At 63.2% G+C, this 13,132-nt stretch carries 13 protein-coding genes and 1 pseudogene; 8 read left to right on the top strand and 6 right to left on the bottom strand.

Annotation, left to right across the window (positions count from 1 at the left end; all coding sequences use genetic code 11):
* The 3 genes from pqqC to pqqA all read right to left on the bottom strand — a co-directional run bounded on the left by pqqC (nt 1) and on the right by pqqA (nt 1,947).
* Complete coding sequence (pqqC, locus tag RX331_RS31760) at nt 1-756, bottom strand: pyrroloquinoline-quinone synthase PqqC (RefSeq protein ID WP_317258281.1); 756 nt, start codon at nt 754-756, stop codon at nt 1-3.
* A gap of 20 nt (nt 757-776) precedes the next feature.
* Complete coding sequence (pqqB, locus tag RX331_RS31755) at nt 777-1,706, bottom strand: pyrroloquinoline quinone biosynthesis protein PqqB (RefSeq protein WP_317253533.1); 930 nt, start codon at nt 1,704-1,706, stop codon at nt 777-779.
* Between the two features lie 160 nt (nt 1,707-1,866).
* Complete coding sequence (pqqA, locus tag RX331_RS31750; protein ID WP_035635412.1) at nt 1,867-1,947, bottom strand: pyrroloquinoline quinone precursor peptide PqqA; 81 nt, start codon at nt 1,945-1,947, stop codon at nt 1,867-1,869.
* Between the two features lie 309 nt (nt 1,948-2,256).
* On the opposite strand from pqqA, the gene RX331_RS31745 reads away from it, so the two are divergent.
* The 8 genes and pseudogenes from RX331_RS31745 to serA all read left to right on the top strand — a co-directional run bounded on the left by RX331_RS31745 (nt 2,257) and on the right by serA (nt 9,864).
* Complete coding sequence (locus tag RX331_RS31745; RefSeq protein ID WP_317253532.1) at nt 2,257-2,514, top strand: DUF6894 family protein; 258 nt, start codon at nt 2,257-2,259, stop codon at nt 2,512-2,514.
* A gap of 162 nt (nt 2,515-2,676) precedes the next feature.
* Nucleotides 2,677-4,020 (top strand): PQQ-dependent sugar dehydrogenase, encoded by a 1,344-nt coding sequence (locus tag RX331_RS31740; RefSeq protein ID WP_317253531.1) that lies wholly within the window; start codon nt 2,677-2,679, stop codon nt 4,018-4,020.
* Nucleotides 4,021-4,144: 124 nt separating this feature from the next.
* The gene (locus RX331_RS31735) at nt 4,145-4,711 is read left to right on the top strand and encodes a c-type cytochrome (RefSeq protein WP_317253530.1); all 567 of its coding nucleotides are present in this window, start codon (nt 4,145-4,147) and stop codon (nt 4,709-4,711) included.
* 205 nt (nt 4,712-4,916) lie between these two features.
* Nucleotides 4,917-6,308 carry an amidase family protein gene (locus RX331_RS31730; protein WP_317253529.1) on the top strand — a complete coding sequence of 464 codons (1,392 nt, stop codon included), beginning with the start codon at nt 4,917-4,919 and terminating at the stop codon, nt 6,306-6,308.
* Between the two features lie 67 nt (nt 6,309-6,375).
* Nucleotides 6,376-6,852 carry a glutathione peroxidase gene (locus RX331_RS31725; protein ID WP_317253528.1) on the top strand — a complete coding sequence of 159 codons (477 nt, stop codon included), beginning with the start codon at nt 6,376-6,378 and terminating at the stop codon, nt 6,850-6,852.
* A 17-nt stretch (nt 6,853-6,869) separates the two neighbouring features.
* Nucleotides 6,870-7,118, top strand: coding sequence for a DUF3297 family protein (locus RX331_RS31720; protein ID WP_317253527.1), 249 nt, complete (start codon nt 6,870-6,872; stop codon nt 7,116-7,118).
* 215 nt (nt 7,119-7,333) lie between these two features.
* Nucleotides 7,334-8,502 (top strand): annotated as a pseudogene (locus RX331_RS31715) (mandelate racemase/muconate lactonizing enzyme family protein).
* A 102-nt stretch (nt 8,503-8,604) separates the two neighbouring features.
* Complete coding sequence (gene serA, locus RX331_RS31710; protein WP_317253526.1) at nt 8,605-9,864, top strand: phosphoglycerate dehydrogenase; 1,260 nt, start codon at nt 8,605-8,607, stop codon at nt 9,862-9,864.
* A 188-nt stretch (nt 9,865-10,052) separates the two neighbouring features.
* Here serA and RX331_RS31705 read toward each other — a convergent pair whose 3' ends face one another.
* The 3 genes from RX331_RS31705 to RX331_RS31695 are packed head-to-tail and all read right to left on the bottom strand — an operon-like array spanning nt 10,053 to nt 13,048.
* Nucleotides 10,053-10,484 (bottom strand): GNAT family N-acetyltransferase, encoded by a 432-nt coding sequence (locus RX331_RS31705; protein WP_317253525.1) that lies wholly within the window; start codon nt 10,482-10,484, stop codon nt 10,053-10,055.
* Nucleotides 10,481-11,650 (bottom strand): DUF418 domain-containing protein, encoded by a 1,170-nt coding sequence (locus tag RX331_RS31700; protein WP_317253524.1) that lies wholly within the window; start codon nt 11,648-11,650, stop codon nt 10,481-10,483. The genes RX331_RS31705 and RX331_RS31700 overlap by 4 nt, the downstream gene beginning before the upstream one ends.
* 33 nt (nt 11,651-11,683) lie before the next feature.
* The gene (locus tag RX331_RS31695) at nt 11,684-13,048 is read right to left on the bottom strand and encodes a malonyl-CoA decarboxylase (protein WP_317253523.1); all 1,365 of its coding nucleotides are present in this window, start codon (nt 13,046-13,048) and stop codon (nt 11,684-11,686) included.
* Nucleotides 13,049-13,132: the final 84 nt, after the last annotated feature.

Genomic DNA, 13,132 nt, shown 5'->3' with positions numbered 1-13,132 from the left:
TTAGTCCCCTTTGGGCACGAACGCGCCGGGCGGAATGTGGCCGTCGACATAGGCATGATACAGCGCGTCGAGCTGAACCCATAGCACATTGGTCTTGAAGATCAGTGCGTTGGCGACCGCCTCACGCTCCGCCGGCGTCTTGGCATTCTTCCTGACGTAGTCCAGCGCGAAGTTGGCATCGCGCGGAGCCTGGGTCAGGCGGCGCTTGAAATAGCTCATGATGTCCGGATTGACGAAGTCGTAATGCGCCAGCATGCCGGAAATACGCTCCTCGTGCAGGCTCGGCGCGAACAATTCAGTCAGCGAGGAGGCGATCGCCTCCAGCGGCGTCCGGTCGCGGCAGAAATGCACATAGGCTTCCACGGCAAATCGCGTCGCTGGCAAAATTCCTTCGGTCGATTCCACGTAAGCCGTGTCGAGCCCGAGGCCCTCGGTCAGTTTCAGCCAGCGTTCGATGCCGCCTTCACTGCCGATATCGCCGTCGTGGTCCTCGATGCGGTGCCGCCATTCGACCCTGGTGGCACGGTCGCGGAAGCGGGAGATCACCATCGCGTCCTTCAGCGGGATCGTGCTCTGGTAAAAATAGCGGTTCAACGCCCAGGCCTGCACCTGTCCCTTGTTGAGCTTGCCGCCGTGCAGCAGGCGGTGGAACGGATGCAGATTGTGATAGCGCGTCGCGCCGATGTGGCGGAGCATCGCTTCCAGTTCCTCGGCATTGTTGAGCGTGACGCCCTTGCCGATCGACAATGCGGTCATTCCGCTGGTGGGGACGACATTCACAGCGTGATCTCCGTTCCATCGGCTGGGATCTGCCAACCCGCCTGTTCCAACGCCTTTCGCTCGTCCGAGCCGGAGAGCAAGGCAGGGTTGGAGTTGTTGATATGCAGGAACATCCGGCGACCGATGTCGAGGCCGGCGAGGCTCTCGATCGCCCCATGTTCGCCTGACATTGAAATATGGCCCATGCTCTGTCCCGTTTTGGCGCCGAGGCCCTGCACGATCAGTTCATCATCGCGCCACACCGTGCCGTCGAAGAAGACCAGCGCGGCGCCCGAAAGGCGCGATTTCAGGTCGTCGGTCATTCGCGCGCAGGCGGCCAGGAAATAGAAATACTTGCCGCTTGTCTTGTCCAGAATGCGAAGCCCGAGCGTGTCGCCCGCAGCGTCGCCGCCGGTCGGGTGCGCCTTGCCTTCGAGATACCACGCGCCCTTGCCGGGAACCGCGAAGGGGAGAATTTCGATGCCGGACGGCGAGCCATCGGGTAGGGCCGGCTCGAATTCCTTGTCGATCTCGATCGGCCGGCGCTTCACGTTATTTTCGCCCAGCACATTAAAGATGCTGTTGGATCGCAGAATCGCAAGCACCCGTTCATGCGCGTAGAGCGTAAAGGGCGAACCCTCGCGCATCGATAGCAGCCCCGCGACCGCATCGACTTCGCCGTTGGTCAGGATGACGCCGGCGATCGGGCTGTGGCGTAGCTGGCCGGCTTTGGGATGAAGCCGCGGTGTTGCGATGAGTTGCTGACGGAGGTCGGGAGAGGCATTGACGAGGTACCAGTGCTCGCTATCGGCACTCACCGCGATCGAAGCCTGCGTGCTTTGCAATTCCCGGTTTTCGCTTCGTGCTTTCCGACATACCGGACAGCCGCAGTTCCACTGCGGAACACCGCCGCCCGCCGCGGCGCCCAGGACGACGACGCGAAGCATGATCCCGTCTCCTGGAGACTCCCTAGAAACAAATCCGGGCTTGTTAAGCCCGGCGAGAAAAACGGCGCGAGGTGGAAACCGACCTGGCGACATATCTCCCCATTCGGGAAGATGTTCGCCCGGCGATCCACCTGCGCGAAGAGTGAAATTGCGCTACCGCTTACTTACGGGTGGCGCACATATACATGTTGATTTCCATGCCTACCGACACTTCGACGATCTTCGGTGCTTTCCAGGCCATCATGCTCTCCCTTTTGCTACCGGACGAACTCCGCCCTTGAGGCTAAGGTAGCGCGGATCGAAAAGTTCGCCAGTTAAATCTTTTGCCCGGAACCTGTATTGTTGATGCTGCACTGCACAGGGGTCTCACGGAGTTGTGCGGAGAGCGTCGGTCAAAACAACGTGGGATCAAGCCCTTCACGGTTGTTGGGACCGTCGCGAATGACGATTCTGGGGTTGGGACGGAGCGGTTGCAGGCTCCGAACAAAGAACGATGTGATCATTCGGCCTCCCGCGACAGGGGGCCCTAACCGGAGCCAGGTTTGAGCCGATGCCGCGATATTATTTCAACACCCGTATCGGCGACGAGCTGATTTCCGATCCTGACGGCGAAGTGCTGGTTGATCCCGATCGCGCCTGGGAGATGGCGCGTGCGATGATCCGCGAGTTGCTCAAGACCGATGGCGCGGAGGGGGCCCTGCTGAGCGCGACCATCGAGGTGACCGACGACGACGGGGAGATCGTGCTGGAGTTTCCGTTCGCGGAAGCGATCCTCGATGCGCCCGGCGGTCCCATTACAAGACACTGACGACGCCCGGCCCGGCGCCCGTTGTGGGTGCTGCTTGCAGGCGCGACGTTTTCCGATTGCGCACCGGTATCGAAATATGGAGAGTGCCCGCCGGGAAAGCCTCCGGCGCGGCCGTCATGTGAGCCTGCGCGGCGAGAAAGGCTTCCGTCAGGGAGAACGCCCATGGTGAACTACGTGCCGGTGCCGCGCAGCCTGTTGCTGTCCGGTGCATTCTTGACTGCCCTCACGCTCAGCGCCGTTGCCCAGCAGGCTGCCGATCCGCCCGCTGCCGCCACGCCGCCGGCCGCCCAACAACCTTCCGCGCCGCCACCCACGGCTGCCTCGCCACCGCCCGCCGCGCCTACAGCGGCAGCGCCGCTTCCCCCCGGTTCGCCGCTGATCGGACGTCCCGCGGGCAATGAGGCCGCGGCCAAGCTTGCGCCGATTGCGCCTCCGCCGATCCCGGCCGCGCCGGACAAGCTGCCGACCGCCAAGCTGAAGGTGCCGGCCGGCTTCAACATCGAGGTCTATGCCGCCGGCATGGCGAATGCGCGCTCGCTCGCGCTTGGCGACAAGGGCACCGTGTTCGTCGGCAGCCGCCTGGTCGACAAGGTCTATGCCATCATCAACAAGGACGGCAAACGCGAGGTCCAGGTGCTGGCCTCCGGCCTCTACCGTCCGAACGGCATCGCCTTCAAGGACGGCACGCTGTACATCGCCGAACTCTCCAAGGTCTCCAAGATCGAGAAGGTCGAGGATGTCCTGGACAACCCGCCGAAACCGATGGTGATCTTCGACAAGCTGCCGAAGGACGAGGCCCATGGCTGGAAGTTCATCGGCATCGGTCCCGACAACAAGCTCTATGTTCCGGTCGGCCAGCCCGGCAACAACGTGCTGCACAGCGACGAGCACGGCCTGATCAGGCGGATGAACCTTGACGGCTCCGGCGCGGAAGTGATCGCCCGCGGCGTTCGCAACACCGTCGGCTTCGACTGGCATCCGGAGAGCAAGCAGCTCTACTTCACCGACAACGGCCGTGACTGGATGTCGGAAGACGTACCGGAGGACGAGCTCAACCGCATCACAAAGGTCGGCGAACATTTCGGCGCGCCCTACTGCCTGCAGGGCAACATCGTCGATCCCGAATTCGGCTGGGGCAAATCCTGCAGCGAGTTCACCGCGCCAGTCGGCCTGCTCGGTCCGCATTCGGCGTCGCTCGGCATGCGCTTCTACACCGGCAGCATGTTCCCGAAGGCCTACAAGAACGTCGCGATCATCGCGCGGCACGGCTCCTGGAACCGTTCCAAGAAGGTTGGCGGCGATCTCGTCGTCGCCAAGTTCAACAAGGACGGCACCATGAAGTCGCTGGAGCCGTTCCTCACCGGCTTCCTGGAGGACAACAAATATATCGGCCGTCCGGTTGACGTGCTGCAGATGAAGGACGGCTCGCTTCTGGTCTCCGACGACTATAATGGCGCCGTCTACCGCATCACCTACGGCAAGCAGAAGGTGGCGGGGAAGCCGTAGTTCAGCCGTCACCGTAAGTAGCAGTCATTCCGGGCTGGTGCGTTAGCACCAGACCCGGAATCTCGAGATTCCGGGTTCGATGCTTCGCATTGCCCCGGAATGACGAAATGCCGGGAATTGGCCGATGCGTAAAACAATAACGATATCTGTATTCGCCTTCATCGCAGCCTCAGCCAATGCGCAGATTATCGAACAGCGCATCGCGCCATGCCTTGCCTGTCACGGCGAGAACGGCCAGTCGCAAACCGAGAACACACCCTCGCTCGGCGGCCAGCAGGCGCCGTACGCCCTGATCCAGCTCTTCATGTTCCGCGATCGGCTTCGCGTCTTTGAGCCGATGAACGAGATGGCAAAACCGCTCACCGACGACGATCTTCGCACTTTCTCCGACTTCATCGCCAAAATGCCCAAGCCCGCGCCGCCTCCGGAAAATGGCGATCCGGCGCGGATGCAGCGCGGGCTGGCGCTGGTGCAGCAGCACCGCTGCGATACCTGCCACAATCCCGATCTGTCGGGGAAGGAAAACGTCCCGCGCATCGCCAACCAGCGCGAGGATTACCTGGCCAAGACCCTCGCCGAGTACAAGGACAACAGCCGCCACGGCTACGATGCCAGCATGGCCGATGTGATGGCGCCGGTTGCGGCAGAGCAGATCGCCGATCTGGCTTATTTCATCGCGCGCATGCGGTAGTTTACTTCTCCCTCTCCCCGCCCTTCGCGGGAGAGGGTCGGGGTGAGGGGGCTGCCTCCGCATCATCACTGCGATTTGTGGCCGCGGAGAGAGCCCCTCACCCCAGCCCTCTCCCCGTAAGAACGGGGAGAGGGAGTCGACAGCTCTCCCGCTGGCATTGCCCTGCGCCCGGCGCTAAAAGGGCGGCAATCGGATGGAGTTTTGCATGCAGGATCTCTGGCGCCTGTCGGCGGCCGAAATGGCCGCGCTGATCAGGACGAAAAAAGTTTCGGCAAAGGAGGCGGCGACCGCCGGGCTGGCGCGGCTCGACGCGGTCAATCCCAAAATCAATGCCGTCGTCGATCACCGGCCCGAGGATGTGCTGGCGCAGGCTGCCGCCGTCGACGCCGCGATCGGGCGCGGCGAGGACGTCGGTCCGCTCGGCGGCGTGCCGATTACGGTAAAGGTCAACATCGATCAGCAGGGCTATGCCACCACCAACGGGCTGAAGCTGCAGCGCGACGCCATCGCAAAGACCAACAGCCCGGTGATCGACAATCTGCGGAAATCCGGCGCCGTCATTCTCGGCCGCACCAATTGCCCGGCCTTCTCCTACCGCTGGTTCACCTCGAATCTCATCCATGGCGACACGAAGAACCCCCGCGATCCCTCGGTCACCCCGGGCGGCTCGTCCGGCGGCGCGGGCGCTGCCGTCGCGGCTGGCATCGGCCATATCGCGCACGGCACCGATATTGCGGGATCGATCCGCTATCCCGCCTATGCCTGCGGCGTGCATGGCCTGCGGCCGACCATGGGCCGCATCGCGGCATTCAACGCCGCACTACCCGAGCGTCCGATTGGGCCGCAGATCAGCGCCGTCTCGGGCCCGCTGGCGCGCACTATCGGCGATATCAGGATCGCGCTGGCCGCAATGGCCGCGAAGGATTATCGCGATCCTTGGTGGGTGCCGGCACCGCTGGAGGGGCCGGCGACGCCGAAGCGCGTCGCGATGTGCCTCAACCCTGACGGCCTCGATCCTGTGCCCGGAGTGAAGGCTGCGGTGGCCGATGCCGGCCAGCGGCTGGAGCGGGCGGGCTGGATTGTCGAGGAAATCGCCAACACGCCGCCCCTGCGCGAGGCTGCCGATCTGCAGACAAAACTCTGGCTCGGCGACGGCTATGAGGCGCAGCTCGAGATGGCCGAGCGCGAGGGCGACCCCGGCGCGCTGGCCTGCCTGCGCGGCAATCGCGCAAAAGTGCATCCATTCGACCTGTCGAAGGCGCTGACGCGCCGCGCGACCCTGACGCGCGAATGGCTGTCGTTCTTCGAGAACTACGCCGTGCTGCTGATGCCGGTGTCGGGCGAATTGCCGTTCCCCGATCAACTCGACCGCAAGGACGAAGCGTCGTTTGCGCGCGTCTGGCATGCGCAATTGCCGCAGATCGCCATTCCCTTCATGGGGCTGCCCGGGCTAACGGTTTCGACCGGACTGGTCGGGCGCGTTCCCGTTGGCGTGCAACTGGTCTCCGGCCGTTACCGGGAGGATCTATGCCTCGCCGCGGGCGAGGCCATCGAAGACGGTGGCACGCCGTCGGCGGCGATCGATCCGGCGGGCTAGAGCATGATCCCGAAAAGTGGGTACCGGTTTCGGATAAGATCATGCTCCGGTAACAAGCGAGAGGACCATGCCAGGCGTTTATGATTTCACGGCGCAGTCGCTTGCCGGCGAAGAGGTTCCGCTGAGGCGGTTCGAGGGGCAGGTGCTCGTGATCGTCAATACCGCGAGCGCCTGCGGATTCACGCCGCAGTATAAGGGCCTGGAGCAGTTGCATCGTGATTTCTCGCCGCGCGGATTTGCAGTGCTGGGCTTTCCCTGCAACCAGTTCGGCGGCCAGGAGCCGGGCGATAACAGGCAGATCGAGGAGTTCTGCACGCGCAAGTATGACGTGACGTTCCCGATGTTCACCAAGATCGACGTCAACGGTAGCAAGGCCCACCCGTTGTTCAACCATCTGAAGAACGCGAAATCGGGATTGTTGGGTCCGTCGATCAAATGGAATTTCACCAAATTCCTGGTCGACCGGTCGGGAGTAGCGGTCGGGCGTTATGCGCCGACCGCGACACCCGAAGGATTGAGAAAAGAAATCGAGGCACTGTTGTGAGTGAGAACGACAAAGCGATGAGCGACCAATTTCCCGACCGCCTCTCGGTCGATCCGAACAGCCCTTACTACAACGCCGACATCCTTTCGCGCGACGTCGGCATTCGCTTCAAGGGCGTCGAGAAGACCAATGTCGAGGAATATTGCATCAGCGAGGGCTGGGTACGCGTCACCGCCGGCAATGCCAAGGACCGCCACGGCAATCCGCTGACCATCAAGGTGCATGGCGTGGTCGAGCCGTATTTTCGGGATAAGCCGAAGTCTTGAGAAGGTCTCTCCCGCCTTAACAGTCGTCATCCCCGCGAATGCGGGGATCCAGTATTCCAGAGGCCGTAGTGATTGAATCGACAGGCCGCGGCGTACTGGATACCCCGCCGGAGCCTGTCATCTGGCGCGCATTCGCGCGACCCGTTGGCGGGGTATGACGGTGGTAGTAAGTCGCTCTCTCTGACGTCATTGCAAAGACCGAAGGGCCAAACACCATGTCCGTCCGCATCGTCGACGTCTGCGAAATCACAAAACCGATCTCCTCGCCGATCCGCAACGCCTATATCGACTTCACCAAGATGACGACGAGTCTGGTTGCCGTCCTCACCGACGCCGTGCGCGACGGCAAGCGCGTAGTCGGCTACGGCTTCAATTCCAACGGCCGTTACGGCCAGGGCGGTTTGATCCGCGAACGCTTTGCGCCGCGGCTGAAGGAGGCCGATCCCAACAGCCTGCTCGATGCCTCCGGCGGCAATCTCGACCCTGACAAGGTCTGGGCCGCGATGATGGCGAATGAAAAGCCCGGCGGCCATGGCGAGCGCTCGGTTGCGGTCGGCACGATCGACATGGCGGTATGGGATGCGGTGGCGAAGATTGCGAATAAGCCGCTGTTCCGCCTACTTGCCGAGCGCCACGGCCTGACGGCCGACCCGCGCGTGTTCGTCTATGCCGCCGGCGGCTATTATTACCCCGGCAAGGATCTGGCGGCGCTGCGCGGCGAGATGCGCGGCTATCTCGATCGCGGCTACAACGTCGTGAAGATGAAGATCGGCGGTGCGGGAATCGCGGAAGACCGCGAGCGCATCGAGGCCGTGCTGAAGGAGATCGGCAAGGACGCGCAGCTCGCCGTCGACGCCAACGGCCGCTTCGACCTGGAGACCGCGATCGCCTACGCCAAAATGCTGCGCGAATATCCGCTGTTCTGGTACGAGGAGGCCGGCGATCCGCTCGACTTCTCGCTGCAGGCCGCGCTCGCCGATTCTATCCGGCGCCGATGGCGACCGGCGAAAATCTGTTCAGCCATCAGGACGCGCGGAACCTGATCCGCTATGGCGGCATGCGCCCCGACCGCGACTGGCTGCAGTTCGACTGCGCGCTGTCCTATGGCCTATGCGAATACCAGCGCACGCTGGCGGTGCTGAAAATCCACGGCTGGTCACCAAGCCGCTGCATTCCCCATGGCGGCCATCAGATGTCGCTCAACATTGCGGCCGGCCTCGGCCTTGGCGGCAATGAGAGCTATCCGGACCTGTTCCAGCCCTACGGCGGCTTCCCGGACGGCGTCCGCGTCGAGAACGGCTTCATCACCATGCCCGATCTCCCCGGCATCGGATTCGAAGGGAAATCCGACCTCTACAGGGAAATGAAGGCGCTGGCGGCGTAGCGCCGGATGCCATAGGAAGGACCGGAATCGGCGGCCTGGATACGGCGCTCGCCCTGCCACCGCCATTTTACCCTTCATCCATCGCCAGAGGACGCCGCTCACTTGGCCACCACGCTTCCCAAACTCTCGCTCGCAAAGGACAAGATCCGGGTCTTGCTCCTTGAAGGTGTCAACGACAGCGCCGCGCAGATGATTGAGGCTGCCGGCTATTCCAACATGACGCGCCTGTCCAAGGCGCTCGAGGGCGATGCGCTGAAGGAGGCGATCAAGGGTGTGCATCTGCTCGGCATCCGCTCGCGCACGCAGATCACGACGGATGTTCTTGAAGCCGCGGACCGCCTGATCGCGATCGGATGTTTCAGCGTCGGCACCAACCAGGTCGACCTCGACGCCACGCGGCGCAGCGGGATTCCGGTGTTCAACGCGCCGTTCTCCAACACACGGAGCGTGGCGGAACTCGTGATCGGCGAGATCGTCATCCTGCTGCGCCGGATCGTCGCGCGCTCCAACGCCGCCCATGAGGGGCGCTGGGACAAGTCGGCCAACGACAGCTACGAGGTGAGGGGCAAGACGCTCGGCATCATCGGTTACGGCAATATCGGCTCACAGCTCTCCAATCTCGCCGAAGCGATGGGGATGCGAGTCATTTTTTACGACCACACCGACAGGCTCCGTCACGGCAACACCGAGCCGACCGCGAGCCTGCATGAACTCCTGGCGCAAAGCGATGTCGTATCGCTCCATGTGCCGGAAACACCGGCCACGCATGGCATGATCGGACGCGAGGAAATTGCGGCGATCAAACCCGGCGCATATTTCATCAATAACAGCCGCGGTACGGTCGTGGACCTCGAAGCGCTTGCCGACGCACTGCGGGAAGGCAGGCTTCGCGGCGCTGCGGTCGACGTTTTCCCGGTCGAGCCGCGCTCGAACGCGGAGCGCTTCGTCTCGCCGCTGCAGGGGCTGGAGAACGTCATCCTCACCCCGCATATCGGCGGCTCGACCGAGGAGGCGCAAGAGCGCATCGGCGCCGAAGTCGCGCGCAAGCTGGTCGACTACAGCGATTCCGGCTCGACCATGGGCGCCGTCAACTTTCCGCAGGTTCAATTGCCGGCGCGGCCGACCGGCACGCGCTTCATCCAGGTGCAGCGTAACCTGCCGGGCATGCTCGGGCGCTTGAACGAGGTGCTGGCGCGTCATGCCGTCAACATCGCCGCGCAATATTACGAGACCGCCCATGACGTCGGCTACGTGGTGCTCGACGCAGATGCCTCCGCCGCCGACGGCCAGCGTGTGCTCGCGGACATCCGGGCGCTGGACGGCACGATCAGGGCCCGGTTGCTCTATGAGTACAAGGCCTGAAGGCGCCGGAGCTTAACACACGGTGTCATCGTCCGCGCAGGCGGACGATCCAGTACGCCGCGGCTTCTCGATCCTCACTGACGTCATCGAGTACTGGATGCCCGCCTGAGCCTGTCATCGGGCTCGCCGAAGGCGAGACCCGGTGGCGGGCATGACGGGAGAGGTGAGGCGCGATTGATCGCTCGCGATCAGTCCTCGGACAACAGCCCCTTGTCGATCGCCGACTGCCGGTTCCTGAACATCGCCATCGCAGTCTTCATCCGCAGGAAGCCGAATTTTGCATAGAAGGGTTCGCGGCCGGCGACCGAATAGAGGATGATCTTGGCGTGGTCTTGCGACATCGCAAGCAGCCGTTCGACGATCTGTTTTCCAAGACCCGTTCCCTGATGGCTCGGCAGAACCGCGACGTCGCAGAGATAGGCGCAATCACGCCCGTCCGCCAGGACGCGGCCGGCGCCGACGAGGCGGCCGTTGTCGCGGGCAAAGCAGCAGAACATGCTGTTGCCGAACACCACCCTGAGATCATCGGCGTTCTTGTTGCCGAGCGGCGCGGCTTGGTAGAGCGCTTCGAGTTCCCGCCAGTCCACGTCTACCCAATCGTCGGTCCAGTCTATCGTCATCGCACCGCCTCGATCCGTAACCGCAGCATCGGTTGCGCCTCACCATACATCAGCGTGCGCCACAGCCACTCGACCGGGCCGTAGCGGTAACGCCGTAGCCACCATTTGCTGAAAAACACCTGCCCGACATAGACGGCGAGGCCAATGGCCAGCGCATGGGCGACGCCGAGGCGGCCGAACAGGCCGAGACCATAGCCATAGAAGATCCAGCCGAAGATCACGGACTGCATCAGGTAGTTGGTGAAAGCCATGCGTCCCAGCGGTGCGGCCCAGCCGAGCAGGGTCTTACCGCTTGCGAGATTGGCGATGCCGATGATGGCCGCAGCATAACCCAGCGCCAGCAGGATGGTGCCTGAAGGATCGGCGAACATCGGGTTCTTGCGATAATCGAGGATGGTCAATGTCGCGCCACTGACAATTCCGGCGGCGGCGATGACGAACATCAGGCCTTGATGCGGTGTACGCAGGATGCCGCTGCGCCAGGTGTAGGCGCCGAGCAGGAACAACCCGATCGTGCGCGGGAAAATAAAGGCGTGCAGGGAAAAAATGTAAGGCATTTCGCGTAGCCGCAACGCCAGCACGTCGGCATATCCGCCCGTGGCGTAAATGCGGTGTTCGTCGGCGACCGCGCGCGCGAGCGTTTGCGCGTCGGGGAACAGACCATATGGCGGATAGGCCTGCATCAGGAGATACATCGTCAAAAACGCGAGCGCGCTGCATGCCAGCAGCCAGCGCGGTCCCCACAGCAGCGGCAGCACGATCAATCCGGCCAGCGCATATTCGGTGAGGATGTCGCCGTGCCAGATCAGGCACAGATGAAGGAGGCCGATCGCCAGCAGCACCGCCAGCCGGCGCACCAAGAGCTGCGCGCGCCGCGGGCTCGTGGCAAGCCGTTCGAACTGAATGGCGAGGCCGATGCCGAACAGCAGCGAGAACAGCGCAAACGCTTTCAGGTCGACGCCAAGTATCAGGATCGTTTCGACGACGCCATCGAGCGTGGACCCGGTGGTTTTGGCGATCAGGAACTGTTCGAAGATGGAAACACGGAATCCCATCACGAGGTTCATGGCGAGAACGCCGAACAACGCGACGCCACGCAAGGCATCGATGGCATCGATCCGCTCGGTCGGATTTATCGGCCGGGGAGATGCGGCCCTATCGCCCATTGCATCATGATCTCCAGCCGCACGGCGAGCCCATTACTCGCCGGTCAACGACAGCCGCATATCCAGTAGCCGCCGACCCTCGGTCTTGAGCAGTTTCTTCACCGTGCTGGACGCGGCGATCTCGCCCTGGTTGGCGTAGGCCTCGTGGTTCTTCTCGATGTCTTCGAGCCGGTAGAGGTAGTTGACCATGACGCCGGCGGATTCACGCAGGCCCTTGGGCGAGAGATCGCCGAGCCAGTTGATCTTCTCCAGCCGCGCGCCGTTGCCGATATGGAAGCGGGCGACCGAATCGACCAGCCGGCCTTTTGACGTCCGTGCCTTCAGGAAATAATGCGCGGCCAGCGGCTCCGCCACGGCGCGGAGTTGCGTGGTCAGTTCCGCGTTCTCGAACCAGTCGGGCTTGTCGAGCGCCTCCAGCAGCGTGCGTTCCTCATCGCTGACTGGCACATCGTCGGCCTTTTTCAGCCATTGCATGAAGCCGGGCACCGGCGACAGCGTGATGAACGTATCCAGCTTCGGCAGTTCGCGCCGCAATTCCTCGACCACCTGCTTGATTAGGAAGCTGCCGAAGGAGATGCCGCCGAGCCCTTTTTGCGTGTTCGAGATCGAATAGAACACGGCGGTGCGCGCGCGCTCGACCGGCACCGGCTGGCGCTCGGCGGCGAGCAGCGGCGCGATCGCGGTCGGAATCGACTCGGTCAGCGCGACCTCGACGAAGATCAGCGGCTCGTCGTTCAGCTGCGGATGGAAGAAGGCGTAGCAGCGGCGATCGATCGGGTCGATGCGGCGGCGCAGATCGTTCCAGTCGCGGATTTCATGCACCGCCTCGTAACGGATGATCTGTTCCAGAATATTGGCGGGTGTCGACCAGTCGATCCTCCGCAGCACGAGAAATCCCCTGTTGAACCAAGAAGACAGTAGATGGACCATGTCGCGGTCGAGCGCGGCGAGGTCCTTGTTGCCCTTCATCAGCGAAAGCAGGTCGGCGCGCATCGCCACGAGGTCGCTGGTGCCGCCGGGAGCGCGGTTGAGCCGGCGGATCAATTCCTGCCGCCGCGGCTCGGAAGCAAAGTGCAGGTCGCTGGCGTCGGAGTCGTTCGGCTGGTTGCGCCAGCTCTCGATCGCCTGCGACAGTTTCTCGCGGTCGGGACCGAAATCGCGGGCGATCGCCTCGAAGAAGGTGACGCGACCGGCGGTGTCGAGATCGTGGTAGCGATCGAGCACCTCGCGCGCCATAGCCGTGCCGGACGCTTCGCCGCGGCCCGACAGCAGCGCCTCGCACAATTCGACCAATTCGGACGCATCCTGGCCGTCGTCGGACGGCCCGGCGCGCCGCAGCAGCGTGCGGCCGCGTTCTGATATCGTGGCTAACAGGTCGGAGAAGAAGGCATTGGCCATGAGGCGGGTCGAATCCAGCTGAGGTCGTGGAATCTTACATGGAATTTAGGGCGGTGCCGATCACAATCAAGATTCGAAGGTGGT

Source organism: Bradyrhizobium sp. BWA-3-5 (assembly GCF_032917985.1).
In the GTDB taxonomy this organism is placed as follows: domain Bacteria; phylum Pseudomonadota; class Alphaproteobacteria; order Rhizobiales; family Xanthobacteraceae; genus Bradyrhizobium.
Note: the sequence above shows the minus strand (reverse complement) of the source record. Positions and strands in the feature narration are given on the sequence as shown.